This window comes from Microtetraspora sp. AC03309 (genome assembly GCF_020826795.1).
GTDB classification, from domain to species: Bacteria; Actinomycetota; Actinomycetes; order Streptosporangiales; family Streptosporangiaceae; genus Microtetraspora; species Microtetraspora glauca.
Genome location: NZ_JADDIL010000051.1, coordinates 43,129 through 65,360 on the forward strand (window position 1 = coordinate 43,129; position 22,232 = coordinate 65,360).

Sequence of the window (22,232 nt, forward strand, 5' to 3'; positions counted from 1 at the left end):
AGGCGGAGATCCGCGGCTCGCGGTCGGCGTCTGTGTTCTTCTGGCGGTGTTCATGGCCGGCCTGCTGGTTCTTGCGGCTTCGCCGGTCGCCGCCGCATCTCCTCGTCCCACGCCGTCACCGCAGGTCGGTCGGGCAACGCCGTCCACAGGCTGTGGGTGGCTGGACATGGGCTGCAAGGTGAACGAGGCGGTCAACGGCTGGTTCACCAGCCTGGTGCGGGACGCGGTCAACCCGGCGTTCCGGCTGGTCGGGCAGAGCCTGCTGTCGTCTCCTCCGCCGTCGATGCTCGCTCGCGTCCAGGAGTTGGCCGGTCACGTCGCCCTGGTTGCGAACGCGCTGCTGGTGCTGTTCGTGCTCGCGGGCGGGCTGATCGTCATGTCGTACGGCAGCGTGCAGACCTCTACCACGGTCAAAGAGGTCGCCCCTCGCCTGGTGGTCGCGGCCATCCTCATCAACGGCTCGCTACTTGTCTGCGAGCAGGCGATCGAGCTGGTCAACGCGTTGGTGGAGGGCCTGCTCGGCGACGGCGTGAACCCGCAGCGCGCCGGCGATCTGCTGGCGAGCAAGGTCCTCGCCCTGGTCACCAACCCGTCCGGCGCGGTGATCTATCTCGTGCTGATGGCCGGTACGGCGGTGCTGATGGGCACGATTCTCGCGTTCATCGCCGTCATCCGGATCACGCTGCTGCTGTTCCTGATGATCGCCGCGCCGCTCGCGCTGCTGTTCCATGCGCTCCCGCAGACCGAGGGCATCGCCCGGCTGTGGTGGCGCTGCTTCTTCGGAGTGCTGGCGATCCAGGTCCTGCAGGCGCTGGTGCTCATCCTGGCGTTCAAGGTGCAGCTCACCCAGCCCGAGGCCCGTCCTGGTGAGGCCGCTCTTTCGAGTGGTGCTGCGCCGGTTGCGCAGGCGACCGACGTGTTGATCCTGATCGGCCTGCTGTATGTACTGATCCGGATCCCTGGCTGGGTGGCCCGTACCATCTGGCAGCAGGCGCAGCCCCGCCTGGCGATGCGCCTGGCCCGTACGTTCCTGATGTACAAGACGCTCGGCGTCGTCGGTGGCCTGTTCCGCGGCTCCCGAGGTGCCGGAGCCGCAGCGCGGCTGGGATCGGCTCCAAAGTCCAGTACGAGCGTGAGCCACATGGGGGGACGAACCAGGCCGGGTCTCGCACTGGCCACCAGCTCAGGCCCCGGCGGTTCGGGGGTTGCAACTCAACCCGCGTCCGGCCCCGGTTCAGCTCACGTCCAGACCTCGCATGCAGGCACAGGCCGCAGTCCGGCAGCGGCTTCCTCGCCCAGAGGGCAGCAGCTCACGTTGCCGATCCCGCTTCCTGCGAGCCGGGGCAGGCAGGGGACACAGCTTGCCCTGCCGTTCCCGGTCCAGCGCGTCCCCCGGCCGCAGGCCCCACCCATACCGCGCCCACGGCCCACAACCTGGGTCCGGCCCAAGCCGCCATGGGTGCAGGACCGGCTGCCCGGTATGCCAACCCGCCGCTCACGCCCGGTCCAGCTCCGGCTTCGTCTGGACCCTCCACCCGACCGCAAGGGAGGTAGGCGATGACCGATAGCGAGCCCCTGATCGCGCGGATACCCGCAGATGTGGACCGGCCCGACAAGGTCGTCTCCGGGCTCACCGCACGGCAACTCCTGATCCTGACCCTCACCGGCGGAATCGCCGCCGTCATCTACTGGACGGCGGGGAAGCTTCTGCCGATCGTCGTACTCGCCGCCACGCTGCTGCCTCTCGTCGCGGTCGGTATCGCGGTCGCGCTCGGCCGCCGCGACGGGCTCACCCTGGACCGGTACGGCCTTGCCGCGCTCCTCCATTGGCGTTCGGCCAAGGAACTGGTCACCGCCCCCGAGGGAGTGCCCGTGCCGCCGCGCTGGTGCCGCGTGCGCGGACGCCTGCCCCAACCGTTGAAGCTGCCGGTCCGTGCCATCCGCACCGACGGAGTGCTGGAGCTGACCGATGGCGGCGTCGCCGTACTGGTCGAGGCGTCCACGCTCTCCTTCCACCTGCGCACGGCGGACGAGCAGGCGGCGCTGGTCGGAGCGTTCGGGCGATGGCTCAACAGCCTCGACGCCCCGGTGCAGATCCTCGTCCGCGCCCGCCGTATCGACCTCAGCGGCCAGATCGACGCCGTCGAAGGGCACGCTGCGACGTTGCCGCATCCGGCGCTGGAGGAGGCGGCTCGTGAACACGCCGCCTTCCTGGCACAGCTCAACGCTGCACGCGACCTGCTGACTCGGCAGGTGCTCATCGTCATCCGCGAGAACTCGCCCACGACGGGGCGACGCAGAGCCGTACGAGACGCGGGGGCGGCCGTGGTGCTCCGCCGGGCCGCCGAGGCCGGACGATCCCTGGCAGCGCTTGGCCTCACCGCACACGTGCTCGACGCCGAAGCCGCACACCAAGCGCTGGCCGAGTGCCTCGACCCCGGCGGCGACATCATCAGCGAAACCTTCGCGGAGCCCGTCACTGGCAGGGAGGAACGATGACACTTCGGCACGGCACATTCACTCACCCGGGCGCGCTGCGGATCGGTGCCCGCAGCCTCGCCCTGCCTCACGGGGTTACCGCGTCGTTCGCGGTGACCGGGTACCCGCGCGAGGTCGGGGCGGGCTGGCTGGAGCCGCTGGTGACCTACCCCGGACGGCTGGACGTCTCGCTGCATATCGAGCCGATCCCGAAGGCGGTGGCCGCGATGCGGCTGCGCCGCCAGCTCGCTCGCCTGGAATCCACCAGCCGCGCCGACGCAGAACACGGCCATCCCGAAGGCGGTGGCCGCTTGCAGGACTTCGAAGCCGAAGCCGCGGCCGATGACGCCACCGATCTGGCCGCCAGCCTCGCGCGTGGACACGGTCGCCTTTTCCGGCTCGGCCTCTACCTCACCGTCCACGCCGCCGATGAGGACGAGCTGGAGGTCGAGGTCGAACGCGTCCGCACGCTCGCCGCGTCCCTCATGCTGGAGGCGCAGCCGACGACCTTCCGCGCCCTGCAGGGCTGGGTGACGACCCTGCCGCTGGCCACCGATGCGATCCGGCTGCGCCGCAGCTTCGATACCACCGCGCTCGCCGCCGCTTTCCCGTTCACCTCACCTGACCTGGCGGGCACTGCCAGCGGCACGGCCGTGCTGTACGGGGTGAACGCCACCAGCTCCGGGGCGGTGCTGTGGGACCGCTTCGCCCAGGACAACCACAACTCCGTCGTCCTGGCCCGCAGTGGAGCCGGCAAGAGCTTCTTCACCAAGCTGGAGATCCTCCGGCTGCTCTACCACGGAGTCGAAGTCGCGGTCGTCGACCCCGAGGACGAGTACGCGCGCCTCGCCTACGCAGTCGGCGGGACCCACCTTCGCCTCGGCGCGAGCGGCGTGCGCTGGAATCCTCTCGACCTTCCGGCAAGCCACGGACCGGAGGACGACGTCCTCGCCCGCCGTGCGCTGTTCCTGCAGACGCTGATCGCGACGATGCTCGGTGAACCCCTCGACGCGCATACCCGCGCGGTGCTCGACTCGGCGATCCTGACCACCTGCGCCAAGGCAGGCATCACTCGCGACAGCCGTACCTGGCACCGGCCCGCGCCGCTCCTCGCCGACCTCGTCGCCAGCCTGCAGGGCGAGAACCTCGCGAGCAGGCTCGCGCCGTACGTGACCGGCTCCTACCGGGGACTGTTCAATGGGCCGACCACCACCCACCCCTGCGGTCACCTGATCGTGTTCTCGCTGCGCGACCTGCCCGAGGAGTTGAAAGCGGTCGGCACGCTCCTCGCGCTGGACGCTATCTGGCGCAGGGTCGCCAACCCTCGCGATCGGCGCCGACGCCTCGTTGTGGTGGATGAGGCGTGGCTGCTCATGCGCGAAGCCGAAGGTGCCCGTTTTCTGTTCCGGATGGCCAAGGCCGCCCGCAAGCATTGGGCCGGACTCGCCGTCATCACCCAGGACGCCGCCGACCTGCTCGGCTCCGACCTGGGCCAGGCCATCGTCGCCAACGCCGCCAGCCAGATCCTGCTCCGCCAGGCTCCACAGGCGATCGACGCCGTTGGCGACGCCTTCGACCTGTCCGACGGCGAACGGCAATTCCTGCTCACGGCGGAGCGGGGCGAGGCGCTCATGGTTGCCGGCCCCGCCAACCGGGTCGCCTTTCAGGTTGTCGCCTCACCCGCCGAAGCGATGCTGGCCACCAGCGATCCAGCGCAACTCGCCGCTCTCGACACCGCCGAGCCACCTCCGCTCCGGAGCTTGGACGAGGAGGGCGACCCGCTGTGAACGACCTGCCCAGGCTCCTCGACGAGCTGCCGCAGCGGTTGCCCGAGCTCATGTGGACGTACGGCTGGCGCGTCGCCGTCGTGGCCTTCGCATTCGCGAGCTTGCTGGCGGTTGTACGCCGGTTGCTTTGGCGTCTTCGCTACGTACGGCTGGCGCGGGATGCGCGGCTCGTGGAGATCTCCTGCCCGCCCCAGGCCGACCTCGCCGGTGCTGTCGCGCTGTGGTCGCATCTGGTCGGGCTGCTGCGGCCAGCCTGGAAGCGGTTCCTGCTCGGCCAGCCGCACCTCGTGTTCGAGTACGTTGGCGACGCCGCCGGAGTGCGGATCCAGGTGTGGGTGCCCGGATGCGTTCCGAACGGGATCATCGAGAAGGCCGTGCAGTCCGCCTGGCCAGGGGCAACGGCCACGACCAGGCCTGCCGTACCGCCATTGCCGCTCAATGCTGGCGCCACGGGTGGTCGTCTTGTCCTCGGCAGCGCTGAGCACTTCCCGCTCAAGCACGACCACGACGCCGATCCGCTCCGGGCGCTGCTCGGTGCGATGTCCGGACTTGGTCGCGGTCAGCACACGGTGGCGCAGCTCCTCGCCCGGCCCGCAACCGGAGCCCGGCTCGGACGCGCTCACCGAGCAGCGGCCTTCCTGCGAGGCGGACGCTCGACGCACCCGTTGGGGGAGTGGTTCGACCTTGTCACTCCCGGCCACGGGACGATGTCCGGCGACGGGCACCCCGCCGAGCTGGCCCGCATGTTCCCCGAACGCGCCGAGCAGGTCAGGGCGATCCTGGCCAAGGCGAGCCAGCCCCGCTACGAGGTCGCCATCCGGTACGGCGTGGCCACCACATCCGGTGCAGACGGCTGGCTGCGAGGCCGCGCCCACAGCGTGGCGTCGGTCTTCGCGCTGTTCACCTCCGGCCACCAGTACCTGCGGCGACGCCGCCTCTGGCGTCCGGCCCGCGCACTGGCCGCGCGACGACTTGACCGGGGTTACCTGCTGTCGGTCGCCGAGCTGGCCGCCATCGCCCATCTGCCACTGGACGCCGACGCCCCCGGCATCACCCGCGCCGGAGCGCGTCCCGTCGCCCCGTCACCGGCTGTTCCGTACGACGGGCCGGTTCGGGTCCTGGGGGACGCAGACAGCGGCCCACAGCGGCCCGTGGCCCTGTCGATCGCCGACGCCCGGCACCACATCCATGTGGTCGGGGAAACCGGCGTCGGGAAATCGACCCTGCTCGCGAACATGATCCTCGCTGATGCCGCGGAGGGCCGCGGCGTGCTGGTCATCGACCCCAAGGGAGACCTCGTCGGCGACGTGCTCGCCCGGCTGCCCGAGTCGGCCATCGGCCGTACCGTCGTCTTCGACCCCGCCGACTCCGGCAGGCCGCCGAGCGTGAACGTCCTCGCCGGACCGGATCCTGCCTTCGCCGTCGACTCGATCGTCACCATCTTCCACCGTTGCTTCTCCTCCGCCTGGGGACCGCGAGTGGATGACCTGCTGCGTTCGGCCTGCCTGACGCTCACCACGGTGAACGGCCCGCGCGCCACCCTCGCCCAGGTGCCACGCCTGCTCACCGAGACTGGCTACCGCACCCGCGTCGTACGCCAACTGAGCGACGAGCTGCTGATCGGCTTCTGGCAGGCGTATGAGGACCTCACCCCAGCCGGGCGCTCGGCCGTGATCGGGCCGGTGATGAACAAGCTCCGCGCGGTGCTGCTCCGCCCGTTCGTCCGAGATGCTCTCGCGAGCCCCGTTTCATCGGTCGACCTCGGCCGGCACCTCGATGAGGGAGGCATCTGCCTGCTCCGCGTCCCCAAGGGAGTGCTCGGCGACGACGCCTCGCGGCTGTTCGGCTCGGTGCTGCTCGCTCACACCTGGCAGGCCGTCACTCGCCGCTCCCGCCAGGCGCAGGCCGTACGGCACGACACTGCGATCTACGTCGACGAGTGCCACAACTTCCTCAACCTGCCGGGCAGCATCGCCGATGTCCTGGCCGAGGCTCGTGCGTACCGCCTGTCGCTTGTTCTGGCCCATCAGCATCTCGCCCAGCTTCCCAAGGACTTGCGCGAGGCGATCTCCGCCGACGCCCGCAACAAGCTGTTCTTCGCCGTCTCTCCCGAGGACGCCGCCGACCTGAAAGCGCACGTCGGGCCCGTGCTGTCCGCGCACGACCTCACGCACCTCGGCGCGTTTCAAGCCGTCGGACGCCTGGTCGTCGACGGAGCAGCGACGCCTGCCTTCACCTTCCGCACCCGCCCGCTGCCCGCCGCCGTCCCCGAGCGAGAGGCCCAGGTACGGCAGGCCTCCCGCGCCACCTTCGCGACCACTGGAGGACCGGTGAAACCACGTAACTCGGCCAGAGCGAACGACGAACGCCTGTCCGGAAGGGCTCCCAGCGGGGGAGCGGCATGACGCGCCCAAGCACCCGGCAGCGCGCCAGTCGTACCGTGCCACCCCGGGCATCCCGCGCGGTCATCGCCGAGCTCGCGGCCCGGCTCACCCCACGTGACTGGCAGATTCTGGAGCTCGCCCACGAGCATCGCGTACTGACTACCCACCAGCTCGCCCGGGCGTACTTCACCTGCTCGGACAAGGCTCGTCACCGGTTGCTGGATCTCTACCGGCTCGCGGCCCTTGACCGGGCCCGCCCCTGGACTCCGATGGGATCGGCTCCTTGGCACTGGGTGCTTGGCCCGGCGGGGGCTGCCGTCCTGGCCGCACATCGAAGTATCACGGTGCGGGAACTGGGCTACCGGCACGACCAGACGCTGGCTGTCTGCCATTCCGCCACGCTCGGCCATCTGATCGGTGTCAACGACTTCTTCACCCGGCTGAAGGCCGAGCAGGAGGGCGAGCTGACGGCCTGGTGGGGCGAACGCCGCTGCACGCAGCTCTGGGGCGACATCGTCCGCCCGGACGGGTACGGCCGGTGGGCCGAAGGCGGCGTCGAGGTTGACTTCTTTCTCGAACACGACACCGGCAGCGAAACCCTGGCCCGGGTGGTCGCCAAGCTAAGCACGTACGCCGAACTTGCCGAGGCCACCGGCATCAGCACACCGGTGCTGTTCTGGCTCCCGAGCACTCGCCGGGAGCAGCACCTCCGCGCTGAGATCGGCACGCCTGAGGCGCCGGCCGCCACCGCGGTCCAGACGACCTCCGGGCCACGCGAGGCGGTGTGGCTTCCGATCGACTCCGCCAGACGCCGGCTGCGGCTGATCGAACTTGCGGACCTTTGGCCTTCCTCACGAGGAGGGGACTCGTGCGTGGAGTGATGGCGGCGGTGGCCGGAATGGTGCTGGTCGTCGTTCTGCTCACCGGCGTTACTTCCGCCCTGCTCGACGGGCCGCTACCGGGTGCGCAGACCGGTCGGCCGAGGGACATCCCGCCCCGCTATCTGGCGCTGTATGCCAAGGCAGCCAAGACCTGCCCAGGCCTGGACTGGGCGCTGCTGGCCGCCATCGGAAAGGTTGAATCCGGCCACGGGACCAACACCGGCCCTTCTTCGGCTGGAGCACTCGGGCCGATGCAATTCATGCCCGCGACCTGGAAGACGTACGGCATCGACGGGGACGGCGACGGCCTGGCGGACATCACGAACCCCGCCGATGCCGTGTTCTCGGCGGCCCGCCATCTGTGCGCCTCCGGCGTCGACCACGATGTCCGCCAGGCGCTCTTCGCCTACAACCACTCCTGGGAGTACGTGGATCAGGTGCTCGCGGTGGCGGAGCGGTACCGGCGAGCATCTGCGGTCGCGCTTCCGCCGTCGGCGGTCGCCGCCCGGGTGATCGCCTACGCCCGAGCCCAGCTCGGCAAGCCATACCGGTGGGGAGCCGATGGCCCAGATGCCTTCGACTGCTCCGGGCTTACGATGCGCGCCTACCAGACCGCCGGGATCACCATCCCGCGCGTCACCTATGACCAGTGGCGTCATGGCGTACACGTCCCGCGTGGGCAGGAGCAGCCCGGCGACCTGGCCTTCTTCCGCATGGAGCCCAGGGGCCCCGGCCACGTCGGCATCGTCATCGGCGGCGGTCAGATGATCCACGCCCCCCAAACCGGCGATGTTGTCTCGACTGCCTCCTACGCCCACCGGACGGATTTTGTTGGCTTCGCACGGATTATCTGGAGACCTATCAAGTATCGGGAGATGCGCCTTTGAAGAACGTAATAGCATGATTACAGGGATGCATCAGTGACACAACGCCAACGGCCGCGACGCATCCGCTCGCCTCAGTCGGCCACGATCTGATCATGATCTCGCCAATGAGATCCGCCGACTATTCGCGCTGCCGACCCGGCTACCCATAGACGGGTCGCACATCCAGCGCTGGTCACTATGGCGGCTACGCTGCCAGACGCAAGCGCGACGATCCCACTAGCAGCGGCAACGAATCAAAGATTGCTAGGTGCAACTGTCCTATTAAGGACACGGTTCTTTCTGGCGACATGGCCACATGTCTATAACCCACAGCGAGCGGACGTTCTTGTCCTTTCTGAATCGTCGAACAACTTGCGGGGATGCCTCCTGAATTAAGCCGTAGATCTGACTCTCTTGGGCAACAGCCCGAAGCGAGTTGAGTGAGATTCCAAACTTATCCAAGATTGGTCTGTCTTTATCAGTCAGCCGCTGAACCCAGCTTCGAAAGGTCTCGACTGCGGAATTGCCGTGGCAGGCAGGCTTCACGGGCGGTGGGGGGCAGCCGATATCTCCCCCCCAGTATATCGGTCGGTCGTTCCCGGATCCGCGGGAGAGAAAGAATCGATTGGATTGATAATCCCAGACAAGATTCTTTTCGGCTATTGGGTTCTTAAACTCCACCAACGCTCTCGCTCGGATGCCGGTCGGGAGTCGAGGTAAGATCCAGTCACTCCCGTCTCCCGAGCCTCGACTAAAGTATCTAAGCGCACTATCCAGCCTATTAAAGGGTAGTTTCGAGATGTCCTTGATATTTCCAGTGCTGTCCAGAGTGACCGTAATGGGATAGTCGATATCCATGATCGGTGTACTGCTTTGATAGTATCCCGACCACTCCTCTCCGGCCACCCTGAACTCGTACCCGCCGGGGACTTGCTGAAGCCTGGAGTCGCTGACTAGTAATGGTGTACCTGGATTGCTGATCACGATAGCGCCGCGAAGGACGGTCTCCAGATGTGCCGGCGAGAATCTGTGACTTGATTGGGACGGCTGCTCTGTGGTTGCTCCACAAGCAAGACCTGTAGACGCAATAGCCAACATCGAGGTGTAGATCTTTATCCGCTTCATGGTTGCTCCTCTTCAATAAGGTGTAGACGCGGGTCGTGGTGGCGCCAGGACCCCACTCTGGCGCCACCACGACTATTGACTCACGGACGGCGACACGAGGCGGCGGTTTTCGCTCAGCTTCGCACCATCAGAGCTGATGTTTGACCGTGTCTCATCACCGGAAACAGGTCTTGTATATCCTGTCGCAATAGTAGGCATAGCCCAACCAGTCACTTGTCGGCGACAATTTCAGATGCGCATCCACTCCCTTGCTCTTTGCGAAGTTGAAGGTTCCTGTGGTGCTCTGGCGGTAGAGTCCGACGTTACACCATACGCCGGAGGTGGTGAAGCAGGTGGCGATTGCCGAATTATTGACGCTCCACATGGAGGTGCGGAATGTGACGCTGGCATTAGGGCCGCCTACTCTGCCAACGGCTTGGGCCGTCGCCCCGCAGTCCTTTGCAGCGCTTGCGGACATAGTAACGCCGGCGGCACCCGAAACATTTATGGCAGCAATCGGGATTCCGAATTCTCCGCCCACCCCTATTTCGAAGTTTGGCGTCACCTGACTCTGATCCACGCGGAAGCAGGCGGTAGTAGTTAGCTCTACATTAGACCACTTTCGAATGTAGTCATTGCGCTTTTTTGTAGCTTTGTCTGCAACCAACTTCCCGTTCTTCTTGATCTTAGGATTACGGAACGAGGAGTTCGTATAGACAGTGGTGACGGCGCCGATCTGGTCGACATTCCATTCATGGATATCCGGGCGAGGCTTGCATACCACCCAGCGGGAACCGCCGACAACTTCTAGCAGCATTCCCTTGGCAAGGCCCTTGCTGAGCTTGCTGGTGATCTTAATTCCTGTCCAGTACCGGCCTTGCGGACAGGTGGTTGCCGCGGATGCGGAGGTTGATTTTGCGGCCGAAGTGGCAGCCAGCGACGATGTTGACGAAGCCCCGAAGTATCTACCTAGGACGTCAGCGCCATCTCCAGTAGACGAACCGGTGCCAGTGTCGACGTAATCGCTGGAGTCTTCATTCTGGTCAGACGTCTCAAGCGTCACATTGAGACGATCGCAAGGATCGAAGGTGTACGTGACGTTTTCACTACTGTCACGGGGCTCGACCTGGCCTGGGGTACCGTTCTCGTCCTGCGTCTGAGCAGATTTCGCGCTAACTGATGCACCAGATGCCGCTGCGGAAGTTGTTTCTTTCCACGTGCGTTCCACCGTGGCCGACACTTGAATCTTGCCGTCTGCCGACGGAGACACGACTACGTTCTTCAACGTGACCGCAGAGTCGCTGCGCGTAATTCCCGCTTCGCTGAGTGACTGGAATTCCTGAGTTAGCGGGGCGTTCAAAACGGAGACAGCCCCCGCGACCCGGGAGTTCGGAGTCATCCCCGACACGCTCCACACGTCCGCCGCCTGGCCCTCAAGGACCGCATCCTGAGCCTGGTAGTAGCTCACGATCGCGTCGGTGTAGGTGGAAGCACCGCAGCCAGGTGGGGCCTTCGGCGTCACCGTAGTACTCAACCAGGCGCTTTCGCCAAAGCGCGTACGGGAGCGAACACGTACTGTGTACGTCGCGTCGTTCGTAAGACCGTCGATCCCGATCGTCGCGTCCTCAGTCACCTCGGAATCTACGAGAGCGCTGGTGGCGTCGAGGACTTCCACGTCATAGCCGTCCAGGACCGACATCGATCCGTTCGACTCAGGCACTCCCCAACTCACGGTGGCGGAACCGTCACCCGGGCCGGCCGCGAGATTCAAGACCGGACTGGGCGGTCCCGGAGGCACGTAGCTGATCTTGACCGACGCCGGTACATTCGCCGCCGCCTCTCCGAAAGTCATACGACCTGCGCGGCTGGTCTCAACCAAGAACCATGCGTAGACATCGTCCGTGACATCCACCTGCGGATTGGCGACGGTGGCCGTGTAGGTCGTCGCCACAGCCATGCCTGCCAGATCCGAAGCCTTGGTCTCAGAGGTTACCGAGTCGGAAAGGGGACGGAGAGAGATAGCGGCATCTGTCGGGCAGGTATCGTCTTCGCACGTCGCCGACCCCAGATCCAACAATGCACCATCGATCATGGATCCGTCCGGAATATCGGACAGATTGATCGCTAATGCGGTCACGGTAGCGTCGCCCGAGGTTCCATCCACATGGATGGTGTTTGTGTCAGTCAAGGGGCACGGTGCGCCGTTGCAGCCAGTCGGACTACTCTTACCAGATTTCAGATACAGGTGATCCTGCGCAAGCGTCACTGTCTGCATGAGGGGTGCTGTGTTGTCTTCGCCCTCAACCGGGTCCACTGTGAACGTCTCCGGCTCGCTCTTCGCGGAGCAGATTTCCTGGACGCACGTTTGGACCTGCCAAGAATACGTCTGTCCGCCCTGCACGGTTCCCTCGGGGACTTCGAGGGAGACGCGTTCCCTGCCAGGGACGGTCCGCTGGGCCAGCGGTACGGATCCGACAGGCTGTCCGAGACTGTTGGTGAGGTAGAACTTCGCGGTGACTGGACCGCCGGATGGCCGGGCAACCATCGCCGAAAGGATGGGAATCTGCGGATTGCCGAGGTTCGTCCCGGTTTCGGTGGGAGCGTACGGCGCGTCGGTTGTAATGCGGTAGTACGGGGTCTCGTTGCACATCCGCGGGGTGATGCCGGTCAGGCAGGCCTTGACCTTGAACTTGAAGCTGTCCGGGCTGCCCAGGTTGAACTCGTTGTTGATCACCTGGCCGGAGTCGGCGCCGGCTATCGGCGGGAACAGTTGCGCGGAGGTGAGCGCCGAGACCTCATTGGAGGCGGCACCGGTCTGGCCGGCGCCGTCGACGGCGATCACGCGGTAGTAGTACTGACTCTGGACCATGCCGCTGTCGCTGTAGGCCAGGTCGCTGACGGTGGCGACGCGTGTCTCCGCGGACGGCGTGAACCCGGCGGTCTTCGACCGGTGCACCTGGTAGGTGACCGCGCCTCGGTCGTCGGTCGCCGCGCCCCAGGACAGGTTAACCGTGTCGGGACCGGCCACGGCGTCCAATGTGCCGGGGGCGGACGGCGGGTCATCAGGGGCGGGAGCGCCTCCAACCGCAGTGTTCATGTCGCTCTGGATCTGCGCCTGGGTCAGGGCGACGTTGTAGACCCGGACCTCGTCGATCAGGCCTTTGAAATAGGTGCCTGCGATGGTGTCGGCGCCGATGCGGAGCGGCGATGTGCTCGTGTCGATGGCGCCTGAGACGTTGGTGCTGGCGACTTGGGAGCCGTTCACATAGGTCTTGATCGTCGCGCCGTCATAGACGCTGGCGATGTGGCTCCACGACCCGGTCGCCAGGGAACTGGTTCCGGTGGCGTAGAAGCCAGAGCCGCTCTGCTTCACCTCTGAGCTGGGAAGGTAGCTGTACGTGGGCGAGAACCAGCACACGAAGGGGTCAGCAGTGCAAATCTCTAGCGCCGGGAACAGTCCATATACGGATTCCGAGGCCGCTTCCTTCACCAGAGCGGGACGCTCGGCCCCCAAGGCGGCGGGCTGTACCCATGCCTCCAGCGTCAGACGGTTGGTCATCCGCAGGGAGGCCGAGTCCGGGACTGTGACCTGGCTGGACGTGCCGTTGAAGGACAGCGCTTGACCGTACTTGCCGGTTGCCCAGCTCGTGCCGCTCGCCGTGCCGGTGTTCCCCGTGCCGGAAAGGTCGGCCACCGTCGTGCCGGTGCCCTCGTTCAAACCGTACGCGGCGACCAGACCTGGGATGGCCGTGGGCGACGGGCTCGGCGAGGCGGTGGGAGTCGGGGATGGAGACGGGCTGGGCTCGGTGGTGGGGACGGGAATCGGCGTGGTCGGGTCCGAGATTGACACCAGGTAGTCGATCTTCTTGCCGTCGATCGAGGTGGACTTGTAGTTCACCTTCACGTCACTGGACCGTGAGATCGCGTCATTGCCGACGATCGAGTCGATGGATTCGCCCGTGACGGTGGGGATCTCGGGCGGGAGCAGGTAGTTGACCGTCAGCTTGGGAGGCGACTGCCCGGATTCGACAGAGTTGAAGGTCCAGTACTGCGCCGTGACCGGGTTGGGGTCGTCCGGCCAGCTGGAGCGCGGGTCCTCTGTCGACTTCAGCTCTACCCCGAAGCTGGCGGAACCCGTGGCCCAGTTCCTCGCCATCTGCGTGACGTTGAAGCTGGTGACTGTGCTGGAACTGCAACTGGGTGTGATCGTGACCGCGCCGGTGCTCGTGGTGGGCGGCAGGCTGCTCCACGACAGTGAGCTTGTCGACCATGATGAGGTGATCGGCGAGGCGGTGAGCGTACTGGAGGTGCACGGTCCGGCGTAGGAGCCGAGCAGCTGAATCGTGGCGGAGTCGACGTACTTTCCGGAGAAGCCGCTGGTGTCGCCGAAGCCGATGTAGCCGCGCAGGAAGTTCGGATAGATCTTGTTCGTGTAGGTGCAGACGGTACCCGTGCACACGCGCTCGGACTGGTAGTAGGTGCCGGTGCCGATGTTCAGCTCCGAGCCGGTCGAGTCAGCGGCGCCGGTCCTGGCCTGCACCCAGGCGTCCATCGTGGCGGTCAGGGACACGGTGGGGTCGACGGTGACCGGGTAGGTGGTCTTCTCGTCCGCGAGGAAGGCCGGATCCGGTTTGATCACCAGAACCTGGTCGCCGTTCTTGGCCGTGACCACGGAGGCGTCGATCTTGCCTCGCTGGTGCGGCAGTGTCTTGGCGTCGGTGCTGGGCGCCTCCGCCATGAACGGTTCCGCTGCCGAGGCGACGGTCTTGCCTTTGGCGTCGGTCAGCTTCAGCCCGCCGACCTTCGTCTCGGAGAGCGTCAGGCCCTTGGTCCGTACGGGCAGCCGGAACTCGACAGGTCCGGTCGGGCGCTCGCGAAGTACCACGTCGTGACGGAATCCTGTGGCGAGGGCGGTCACGACGAGGTCGGCCGCCGGGCCGGCCGCGCCCGCGTAGATGGCTTTGTTGTCCTCGATCCGGGGCTTGGGCAGCGGCGTGGGCCATTCCAGCGCGAACAGTTGGCTCTTGTCATCGCGTTCCAGCGAGGCGAGCTTGGTATCGCCGCCCTGGCTGAATCGGATGTCCGCCTTCGCCATTTTCGGCTGGAACGTTCCATCTCGTTCGACCAGCGTGGTGTCGATCCATTGGAAGGAGCCGTCCGCCTGCTTAACGCGGGCAGGTCCGGCGTAGGTGTCGGTGGTGATGTGGCCGTCCGGATAGGCCCAGGATCTGCTGGATTCGGTGCCTTTGGTGAGGACCTCGACGGGCTTGTTCTGCTCCTTGGCCTCGGCGATCGCGGCCCGCAGGTCCGCGTCCGGATCGTCTGGCTTCGGGAACGTCGTCGTGGCCGGAGCCGTCGGTTCAGGGCTTGGAGCGGGCTGGGCGTCGTCCGCCGCTGCAGGTACGGGGCCCGCCGTCAGCAGTGATGCCGCCACTACTGCTGCCAACAGGCCGGATAGCTTGCGGAGGCTGACGCCACCCAGTGGGGAGGGGGGTAATCCTGACTTGTTCACGTGCACCTCGTTCGGAGGTCAGTGGAATCGGTCAGTTGATCTTTTACAGGTGATCTTCAGGATCCTACAAGCGTGGACATCTGCTGCTTGATCGGCTATAAGGCCGACATAAGCAACGGAGGCGCTGGAATCTGGTAAGAATGCGATGTCAATATGGCGGCACTCTCGCCTGGGGAAACTGGCCGAACTGGCGCTGGTGGTCAGTAATCGACGGCTCGGTTGACGAGGGCCGTGCACGCGACCACCGGCACCATACGTGATGTAGATCACAATCTCCTCGGGCTCTTATGGACGCCATGTATCCCACCGGCAGGCGCTGGACGAAGTTGTCTCAAAACCGCAGGCTCGGCTTCCTGCCGTTGTCATGAGCTGGGCTACGACGAGGCCCGTCCTGTCGTATGGCGGGACGGGCCTCGCTTACATAAGTGCGAGCTGGCTGATCGGTGATCGGTTGGGCTTTGTTGGTCTCGTCCCGCTCGCGTATCCGGCGGCCCGTAGGGCAGCAGGGCATGGGCGTCAGCGGAGCCGGACGGCGGGGACCTTGTCACCGCCGTGGATGCGGCAGGCGTACTCCTCCTCAGCGGTCAGCAGGACCACCTGAAGCTTGGGGACGCCATCGCGGAGGGCACGGGCGATGCGGTGCCAGCCGTCGATGATGAACGGCCCGGCGTTGGGGATCAGCACGGCGATCAGCGGGACGGACAGGTCGACGGTCCCGATGCGGGTGTCGTCGATCCGAATGGCGCCCAGGTAGCCGCGCCACACGTCAGGGTCGAGCCGCCCGGTGGGCTTCCGGCCCTCCGCGTACGCCTTGGCCGTCGTGACGTCCCAGGACCAGGCGAGGAAGTGGAAGGCCTCGTTCATGCCCGGGCCTCCGCAGCGGCGGCCAGCTTCTCCGTCGTCTTCAGGAACCGCTGCGCGGCCTCGCGCCGGGCCTCGGCCATGGCCTGCTCGAACAGTCCGCCGTGCCGTACGGGCGGCATGTCGATCAGGTGGTGTTCGGCCTGCTGGCGGACCTGGAGGATGGCGTTGGCCCCGTTGACGCCCTCGTTCTCGATCAGGGCGGTTGCCCAGCGCCACCAGCCATGCAGGTGCTGGTGGAGCGCGATCTCGGCCAGGTCGGACGCGGTGAGGTACTCGCCCTCATCGATCCGTCCGGTGACTCGGGCGGCGGCCTTGGCCCATGCCTCGCCGGCGTCATCGCGACGCTCGGCGGCGTAGCGGTCGAAGTGGCAGGTTAGGGACTCCGTCATTGGTTTCTCCTTGGTTCGTTGGAAGGGGGCGGGCCGGACTGACCCGCCCCGAGGTGCGGGTCAGCGGGTAGCGGCGGTGGTCTGGTCGGCGGCGGTGAACTTTCGGGGCTGCTCGGAGGTCAGCTCGGCCTGCCCGAGGGACACGAGGCGGTCGAGCGCGTTGGACACCGCGCCGGAGGAGTTGCCCAGCACCCGCCCGATCTCGTACGGGGTGAACTCCTGTCCGGGGTGTGCGGTCAGATGGGCGAGCACGCGGTCGCGGAGCTGGCCCGGGCGCATCACCTCGGTCCCCGTGGTCTTGGTCCGGCGGCCAGTGCCGGTGAGCGCGGCCTTGGCGTCTCGCCGGGCGGGCCCGGCGTTGCCGTACATCAGCTCCAGGCGGCCCAGCGCCGTTGCGAGGTCGCCGCTCTCCGCCGCCTCAACCGTGCCGAGGGCCAGCTCGGCGAGTTGGATCAGAGCGCGGCGGGCCTCCGCCCATGCCTCGCTGACGACCGGCTCCGACCCCGCCTCGGGAATCTGTGCGTCAGAGTCGTCCTTCTTGGCGCCGGAGTTGTCCTCGTCATGGGGGCGTGGCACCTCGCACGGCTCGCTCAGCGTGCCGGGGCCAAGACTCTCTGAGGCGTCAGGGAATGCCGCCTCGTTCGACGATGCGGGCTGAGAGACGTCGTCCAGCGCGGCGGGGGTGTCGCCGGATGTCTTCTCATCTGGCTCGCTGGGGGAAGGGTCGTCGGCTTCCGCTTCACCAGGTACGGCTTCCGCCGACTCGTGCCCGGCGCTGGCATCGACTTCCATGGGCTGATCGATGACGGTCAGAGGGACGCCCGCCTTCTGATCCTCGGCGGTGACGCTGTCGGGTTCCGGAGCGGTCGACACATCCGTGGGCGGGGTGTCTGCGACGTCGTTGGACGGTTCGTTGGTGATCTCATCAGTGAGGGCCACCGCGTACCAGGCGTCGGGGATGCGCTTGCCGCCCTCATAGCCGCCCGGTGTCCGGGTCGCACGTCCGTCGGCTTCGAGGGACGTGAGGATCTTGGAGGCAGCGGCGCGGCTCATCCCGGCGACTGCCCCGATCTTCACGGCGGACATGCCGGGGTAGGCCATCAGCGCGGCCCACACGGTGTCCGTCGGGCCGTTGACCGCCCGGGTGTCCTGATCCGGCGTGACGCCGTCGGGCGCGTCAGCGGTGACCGTGGGCGCGTTTTCGGTGGTGCCGAGTGACGTGTCGGGCGAAAACGCAGTGGATTTCTCGCGAGCGGTCTTCGAGGGCATTTTGTGTGCTCCTTTCAATTCCCGTTTCGGGGAGTGGTGGCTGGCGGAGCACGACCATCACTCTGCTCGCGGCGACCTCGCAAGCGATGGTGGGTAAAAACATTCATTACCGAATCGGCCAACTGTTGAGCTCCTGTCTGGAAGGCCAGCTGATGTCGTTGAGCTGGGACAACGTGACGATTCGACTTGACATTGTGCCCGTGCTTCGCTATCGCGCCCGCGTCGTCCATTGCTGTTTATTCGCCACCAAAAGAGTCATAGAAACAGGGCGCTGATTCGGTTGACATTCCACGAATTCGAGGTTCCATGGAGTCGGGACGAAAACGGGGCCCCGGATAGTCGGGGAAACATCGAAGGGAAACGGAATGTCCGACCGCATATTCATCGACGTGACCGTCGACGACGTGGCAACCCTGCGCGGCCACGGGCCGGGGTGGGCGCTGATGTGGGACGGCACCGACGTGATCATCCGGCCGATCACTGAGTCGGACGACGGGTCACTGATGCAGATCGGCGACTACGACTCCATCGCGCACATCAGCGAGTTCAATGCCGAAGACGGCCGGGGAACCGACGACGAGGACCTCGCCGACGACTACACGGACATCGCCAATGACTACCTCGCCAGTTGGGACGATGAGAAGCGGCTCATGCCGCTGATCGCGCCGATCAGCCGCGCCCTGAGGGATCACGGGATCACCCGGATAGGCGGCGGCCTGGTGGGCTGGCGTCCGGGCGGTCCGCGCCGGGTGACCCAGCTCTACCGGACGCCGAACACCGACACGCGCGCCAGGATCACCGTGACGGGCTGCCCGGGTGACCCCTTCGAGCTGGCCGTCAGCGGTCACGGACGCACGTACACCGCGTTCCTGAACGCGGGCACCCCCGCCCGCACGGTCGCCGCGCGGTTCGCGGCGGTGGCCCGCGCCGCCCGGTAGCCGGGCCGGGGCCAGCCCCGCGCGGGCCCCGTCCCTTCCGGTGACCCGCCGGCCGTCCCAACCGTCAGGCCCGCCGCGTTCAACGCGGCGGGCCTGACCCGTTTACGGCGAAGCGGGAGCCGTACGGCGAGTGCCACCGCCGGGCGACACGAACCATCATCCGTACGGCGCGCACATATGAATACGACGCCTTTGGGCGGTCGGCCTCACCAGCGGACCACCCCAAAAGGCGCGGAGCTGCGAAGACTCGTAATCCAGGACGTACCAGTCATAGTCGGTGCCCCGATCGGCCCCCGGACTGGAACCCCGGTTGGTACCCCCGTCAGGCGCTGAGTGCGGGATGGATGACGTCGTGCACAGGGACGCAGCCGAACGGCGGGGACAGTCTGGTGAGTCGTCGCGGTAGAACGGCCCACATCGCACCGATCATCCTGTGCGGTACCCGTTTCCCCTGGTGGGTTCTGTTCGGCCGCCAACGCGTACGACGGCTGCCCCACGCGGCGGGATGACCGAGGGGGAGATGACCGGCTCATCGACCGGGCGGCATCGGGTTCGGCTCACGTGACAAAGCCAGATGACGTCCAGGCTCGAGCAGATCTCGCTGTGGTCGTTCATCGGCATCACCTTCCGTACGTCACTCGACCGCGCCGGCATGCCACGGTGAATCGACTCGTTCACGGGAATCAAGTCGCGCCAACGCGTCGATCGGATCGGTCACCGTTTCCGCAGGAAGGGAACAGAAGAGTGTCCCCGGCAGTCGGAGTCATTTGAAGATCAACTGTCTATAGCTGCATGTACTCTTGGCCCGTGAGCGATCTCAAGTTGTTCCGAATCGACAACGGGAAAGCCGCTGAGCTGCGCGGAAGCACCTTCGCTGTCGAAGTGTCCGTTCAACGGCTGATCGAGAACAACATGGAGACGTTGTTCGGTGTCTGCTTCCTGGCATCGGAGTACTCGACCGGGAGCAAGCACAGGGGACGGATCGACTCACTTGGGATAGACGAGAACGGCTCGCCCGTCATCTTCGAGTACAAGCGGGCCGCCAACGAGAACGTCATCAACCAGGGCCTGTTCTACCTGGACTGGCTGCTCGATCATCGGGAGGCGTTCGAGCTCCTGGTCATACGAACCCTCGGTGCGAAGACGGCGCAGGAGATCGATTGGCGTAATCCGCGGCTGGTGTGCGTAGCCGGAGACTTTAACCGCTATGACACACATGCCATCGAACAGATCAACCGCTCCATCGAACTGGTCCGCTACCGGGACTTCGAGGGCGAACTGTTGGCGCTTGAGCTGGTCGCGTCTCGCGAGGGGGGCGGCGAGACAGGCTCGGACAAGCAGGCCCAGAACGGCGGCGCCAAAGCGCCTGCCCAGGCGAAGACCGTCACTGAGTTGCTCGCTCAGGCCCCGCCATCCCTGGCGGACCTGTACGGCGAGTTGGAAGCGTACGTCGAGGGCATCGGCGATGACGTCACCAAGAAGGTGCTGAAGCTCTACTTCGCGTTCCGGCGGATCAAGAACTTCGCCTGCGTCGAGGTCCATCCCAAGAATCACACGCTGCTGGTCTATCTCAAAGTGGACCCGGACGAGGTGGAGCTGGAGGACGGCTTCAGCCGTGATGTACGGAAGATCGGCCACTTCGGCACGGGTGACCTGGAGCTGAGGATCCGCAATCGGGCGGACCTGGAGAAGGCGCTTCCCTTCGTCCAGGCCAGCTACGACGCGAGCTGACTGCTTCGCCGTCAGGAGGGTGTCGGCCGCTTGACTCCGAGGCAGGCGATCAGCTGATCGAGACCCGGAGTCAGGAAGAGCTGGAAGTGGTACGGCGGATCTGCCGCCTGGACCAGCCCGAGACAGACGACCTCGAGTCCGCAGGCTTCAAGCCGGGCGACAGTTTCGTCGAAATCCAAGGTCGGCGTGCCCAGCCGCCGGAGAAGCCTGGCTCGCCGTCGGAAGGTGGTAAGCAGTGGCCGCAGGGGTATGGGATCTTCCCAGATCGTGTAGCTCGCCATGGAGCGGAGAGCGGCCCGGCATGCCCGATCGGCGGCGCTCTCCCTGATGAACAGCCGCATGAGTTCCTGACGCTCCTTGACGGCGGTCACATCATCGAGGATCGCATGATTTCCACGAAAATCGGATCGCTTCCGTCGTGCGCATTTCAGGAAGATGGCACTTAGACGTACGACGGAGGGACAGGGCCATGGCGACGGAGACGGAGACGACGAAGCTCACCACGCTTTGGCGGCCGACCGGGCCGGAGGAGCTTGAGCTGGTCCGCCGGTCGGGCTGGCGAGAGTGGCCTCCACGCCTGCCCGAGCAGCCCATCTTCTATCCGGTCCTTAACGAGGAGTACGCCATCAAGATCGCGCGTGACTGGAACGTCCCGCATTCCGGAGTCGGCTACGTCACGCGCTTCCAGGTCGAAAGTGACTTCCTTGCCCGCTATCCGGTACGGCAGGCTGGCGGACGCGACATCCTCGAGCTATGGATCCCCGCCGAGGAGCTGGGGGAGTTCAACAGCAACATCGTCGGCTTGATCGAGGTCGTCCACGAGTTCCGGCCGCCCGCCGGCGGATGACCGTCGGGCGTCCGACGGTCATGTCCGCCCGGAGCGCGGTGCCGCCGGGCCATCATGGAGGGCGGCTTCGACCCCTGCCATCGCGTCTGGTCATGATGCGGTACGTACGGCGTCCGGTACGGTCAGGACGAGTTGGGCCCACACGACGTGACCTGTGACGGGATCGCCTTCCAGCCCGACGCGGTTGGCGAGCGCCGCGACGCCGCGAAGGCCGTGCCCGTGCTCGCTCGGCGTGAATCCCTGGCCGAAGACGGGCACGCCTCCGCCGCCGAGGTCATACACCAGGACCTTCGCGACGCAGATGTTGCGCGCCACCTCGACCACGAAGTAGCCGCCCTGTGCGCCCGAGCGGGTGTGCAGGAGGGCGTTGCTGATCAACTCGGCCGCCACCCACTCCGCATCGTCGGCGCGCTGGGTGTCCTCCAGCAGAGAACGGACTATCTTGCGGGCGGGTGCGACCTGGTCGCCTCTACCAGGGAAGACCCGCCACCACAGCATCTCGCCCGCTCCGCGCCGCAGCCGGACGGTCGTCCAGATCACGCCGGGCCGAGCCTCGTCGAACTCCTTGAGATCCTGATCGTTCATGCTGGTCACCTCCGTGACGTCCCGGGAAATCCGGGAGGGACCAGCACGATGGATCGACTCCCCGTCCGATTCGAATCCCCGGATCACGTCATCCGCCGATCCGCAGAACAGCCAGATGACCTGCGGAAACGTTGATCGAATGCCATCGCCGGCCGACGTGCTGCTGGCGGACCACCCGACCAGACTCGATCACTCACCAGAAGTCGGCCTATGGTCCGCCCATCACTGACCAGCGTGAATGCCGGGAAGGCGGATTGATCATGCCAGGTACGGGTTATCAGACGTTGCTCGAATGCCGACGGCGTGGCCGTGTCCTCCGGTCACTCGGCTTCACGGTCGACCAGATCGCCTTGGTGCTCACCCTTGACCACGACGTGAGCCCGTTGAAGCTCTACCGCTATGCCAACGGCCTCACCGCCACCCAGGTTGTGACCGTCTTCAACGACCTCGACCCGTCGGGCGCCGCCACGCTGAGGGAGAGCAGGCTGTACGACTACGAAGCCTGGCCCGCCGGAGGCAGGCGCCCCTCTGCCTGGGCGCTCACCCTCCTAGCGCAGATCTATGGGACACATCCGACTCGGTTGGAACCGCGGTGAC

General features: G+C 66.1%; 17 protein-coding genes. 10 read left to right on the forward strand and 7 right to left on the reverse strand.

The window, feature by feature from the left end; translation table 11 throughout:
* Positions 1 to 166: 166 nt before the first annotated feature.
* Genes IMZ11_RS26910 through IMZ11_RS26935 form a run of 6 tightly spaced genes read left to right on the forward strand, consistent with a single transcriptional unit; the run spans position 167 to position 8,417 of the window.
* Entirely contained in the window at positions 167 to 1,561 is a 1,395-nt protein-coding gene (locus IMZ11_RS26910; protein ID WP_228645225.1) for a hypothetical protein, read from the forward strand.
* Positions 1,558 to 2,499, forward strand: coding sequence for a PrgI family protein (locus tag IMZ11_RS26915; RefSeq protein ID WP_228645226.1), 942 nt, complete (start codon positions 1,558 to 1,560; stop codon positions 2,497 to 2,499). The genes IMZ11_RS26910 and IMZ11_RS26915 overlap by 4 nt, the downstream gene beginning before the upstream one ends.
* Positions 2,496 to 4,265, forward strand: a complete 1,770-nt coding sequence (locus IMZ11_RS26920; RefSeq protein WP_228645227.1) for a VirB4 family type IV secretion system protein — start codon at positions 2,496 to 2,498, stop codon at positions 4,263 to 4,265. The genes IMZ11_RS26915 and IMZ11_RS26920 overlap by 4 nt, the downstream gene beginning before the upstream one ends.
* Positions 4,262 to 6,670: a helicase HerA domain-containing protein gene (locus IMZ11_RS26925; RefSeq protein WP_228645228.1), complete on the forward strand. Its 2,409-nt coding sequence runs from the start codon at positions 4,262 to 4,264 to the stop codon at positions 6,668 to 6,670. The genes IMZ11_RS26920 and IMZ11_RS26925 overlap by 4 nt, the downstream gene beginning before the upstream one ends.
* On the forward strand, positions 6,667 to 7,530 hold the full coding sequence (locus tag IMZ11_RS26930; RefSeq protein WP_228645229.1) for a replication-relaxation family protein: 864 nt from the start codon (positions 6,667 to 6,669) through the stop codon (positions 7,528 to 7,530). Before IMZ11_RS26925 ends, IMZ11_RS26930 begins: the two co-directional genes overlap by 4 nt.
* Positions 7,530 to 8,417 carry an NlpC/P60 family protein gene (locus IMZ11_RS26935; RefSeq protein ID WP_228645230.1) on the forward strand — a complete coding sequence of 296 codons (888 nt, stop codon included), beginning with the start codon at positions 7,530 to 7,532 and terminating at the stop codon, positions 8,415 to 8,417. The genes IMZ11_RS26930 and IMZ11_RS26935 overlap by 1 nt, the downstream gene beginning before the upstream one ends.
* Positions 8,418 to 8,678: 261 nt before the next feature.
* On the opposite strand, the gene IMZ11_RS26940 is transcribed toward IMZ11_RS26935, so the two are convergent.
* From IMZ11_RS26940 to IMZ11_RS26960, 5 genes are all read right to left on the reverse strand, one after another.
* On the reverse strand, positions 8,679 to 9,521 hold the full coding sequence (locus IMZ11_RS26940; RefSeq protein WP_228645231.1) for a hypothetical protein: 843 nt from the start codon (positions 9,519 to 9,521) through the stop codon (positions 8,679 to 8,681).
* A gap of 154 nt (positions 9,522 to 9,675) precedes the next feature.
* Complete coding sequence (locus tag IMZ11_RS26945; protein ID WP_228645232.1) at positions 9,676 to 15,012, reverse strand: LamG-like jellyroll fold domain-containing protein; 5,337 nt, start codon at positions 15,010 to 15,012, stop codon at positions 9,676 to 9,678.
* 516 nt (positions 15,013 to 15,528) lie between these two features.
* Positions 15,529 to 15,876, reverse strand: coding sequence for a hypothetical protein (locus IMZ11_RS26950; RefSeq protein ID WP_228645233.1), 348 nt, complete (start codon positions 15,874 to 15,876; stop codon positions 15,529 to 15,531).
* On the reverse strand, positions 15,873 to 16,265 hold the full coding sequence (locus IMZ11_RS26955; protein WP_228645234.1) for a hypothetical protein: 393 nt from the start codon (positions 16,263 to 16,265) through the stop codon (positions 15,873 to 15,875). The genes IMZ11_RS26950 and IMZ11_RS26955 overlap by 4 nt, the downstream gene beginning before the upstream one ends.
* Positions 16,266 to 16,325: 60 nt before the next feature.
* The gene (locus IMZ11_RS26960; RefSeq protein WP_228645235.1) at positions 16,326 to 17,534 is read right to left on the reverse strand and encodes a helix-turn-helix domain-containing protein; all 1,209 of its coding nucleotides are present in this window, start codon (positions 17,532 to 17,534) and stop codon (positions 16,326 to 16,328) included.
* Positions 17,535 to 17,899: 365 nt separating this feature from the next.
* Between IMZ11_RS26960 and IMZ11_RS26965 the strand changes: the two genes are divergently transcribed.
* Both IMZ11_RS26965 and IMZ11_RS26970 read left to right on the forward strand, forming a co-directional pair.
* Entirely contained in the window at positions 17,900 to 18,472 is a 573-nt protein-coding gene (locus IMZ11_RS26965; protein ID WP_228645236.1) for a hypothetical protein, read from the forward strand.
* Between the two features lie 807 nt (positions 18,473 to 19,279).
* Positions 19,280 to 20,203 (forward strand): DUF5655 domain-containing protein, encoded by a 924-nt coding sequence (locus IMZ11_RS26970; RefSeq protein WP_228645237.1) that lies wholly within the window; start codon positions 19,280 to 19,282, stop codon positions 20,201 to 20,203.
* Positions 20,204 to 20,214: 11 nt separating this feature from the next.
* Here the strand turns inward: IMZ11_RS26970 and IMZ11_RS26975 are convergent, their stop codons facing one another.
* Positions 20,215 to 20,574 (reverse strand): hypothetical protein, encoded by a 360-nt coding sequence (locus tag IMZ11_RS26975; protein ID WP_228645238.1) that lies wholly within the window; start codon positions 20,572 to 20,574, stop codon positions 20,215 to 20,217.
* Positions 20,575 to 20,672: 98 nt separating this feature from the next.
* Here IMZ11_RS26975 and IMZ11_RS26980 point away from each other — a divergent pair, with 98 nt between their 5' ends.
* The gene (locus IMZ11_RS26980; RefSeq protein ID WP_228645239.1) at positions 20,673 to 21,050 is read left to right on the forward strand and encodes an ADP-ribosylation/crystallin J1; all 378 of its coding nucleotides are present in this window, start codon (positions 20,673 to 20,675) and stop codon (positions 21,048 to 21,050) included.
* 90 nt (positions 21,051 to 21,140) lie between these two features.
* Here IMZ11_RS26980 and IMZ11_RS26985 read toward each other — a convergent pair whose 3' ends face one another.
* Positions 21,141 to 21,635 (reverse strand): ATP-binding protein, encoded by a 495-nt coding sequence (locus IMZ11_RS26985; RefSeq protein ID WP_228645240.1) that lies wholly within the window; start codon positions 21,633 to 21,635, stop codon positions 21,141 to 21,143.
* A gap of 260 nt (positions 21,636 to 21,895) precedes the next feature.
* On the opposite strand from IMZ11_RS26985, the gene IMZ11_RS26990 reads away from it, so the two are divergent.
* Positions 21,896 to 22,231: a hypothetical protein gene (locus IMZ11_RS26990; protein ID WP_228645241.1), complete on the forward strand. Its 336-nt coding sequence runs from the start codon at positions 21,896 to 21,898 to the stop codon at positions 22,229 to 22,231.
* The last annotated feature ends 1 nt before the right edge of the window (position 22,232 follow it).

What these genes read in the sequence shown, in the direction of transcription:
- IMZ11_RS26910 (WP_228645225.1), top strand. Translation starts at nt 167, where the DNA reads ATGGGCTGCAAGGTGAACGAGGCGGTCAACGGCTGGTTCACCAGCCTG.
- IMZ11_RS26915 (WP_228645226.1), top strand. Translation starts at nt 1,558, where the DNA reads ATGACCGATAGCGAGCCCCTGATCGCGCGGATACCCGCAGATGTGGAC.
- IMZ11_RS26920 (WP_228645227.1), top strand. Translation starts at nt 2,496, where the DNA reads ATGACACTTCGGCACGGCACATTCACTCACCCGGGCGCGCTGCGGATC.
- IMZ11_RS26930 (WP_228645229.1), top strand. Translation starts at nt 6,667, where the DNA reads ATGACGCGCCCAAGCACCCGGCAGCGCGCCAGTCGTACCGTGCCACCC.
- IMZ11_RS26935 (WP_228645230.1), top strand. Translation starts at nt 7,530, where the DNA reads ATGGCGGCGGTGGCCGGAATGGTGCTGGTCGTCGTTCTGCTCACCGGC.
- IMZ11_RS26940 (WP_228645231.1), bottom strand. Translation starts at nt 9,521, where the DNA reads ATGAAGCGGATAAAGATCTACACCTCGATGTTGGCTATTGCGTCTACA.
- IMZ11_RS26950 (WP_228645233.1), bottom strand. Translation starts at nt 15,876, where the DNA reads ATGAACGAGGCCTTCCACTTCCTCGCCTGGTCCTGGGACGTCACGACG.
- IMZ11_RS26955 (WP_228645234.1), bottom strand. Translation starts at nt 16,265, where the DNA reads ATGACGGAGTCCCTAACCTGCCACTTCGACCGCTACGCCGCCGAGCGT.
- IMZ11_RS26960 (WP_228645235.1), bottom strand. Translation starts at nt 17,534, where the DNA reads ATGCCCTCGAAGACCGCTCGCGAGAAATCCACTGCGTTTTCGCCCGAC.
- IMZ11_RS26965 (WP_228645236.1), top strand. Translation starts at nt 17,900, where the DNA reads ATGTCCGACCGCATATTCATCGACGTGACCGTCGACGACGTGGCAACC.
- IMZ11_RS26980 (WP_228645239.1), top strand. Translation starts at nt 20,673, where the DNA reads ATGGCGACGGAGACGGAGACGACGAAGCTCACCACGCTTTGGCGGCCG.
- IMZ11_RS26985 (WP_228645240.1), bottom strand. Translation starts at nt 21,635, where the DNA reads ATGAACGATCAGGATCTCAAGGAGTTCGACGAGGCTCGGCCCGGCGTG.
- IMZ11_RS26990 (WP_228645241.1), top strand. Translation starts at nt 21,896, where the DNA reads ATGCCAGGTACGGGTTATCAGACGTTGCTCGAATGCCGACGGCGTGGC.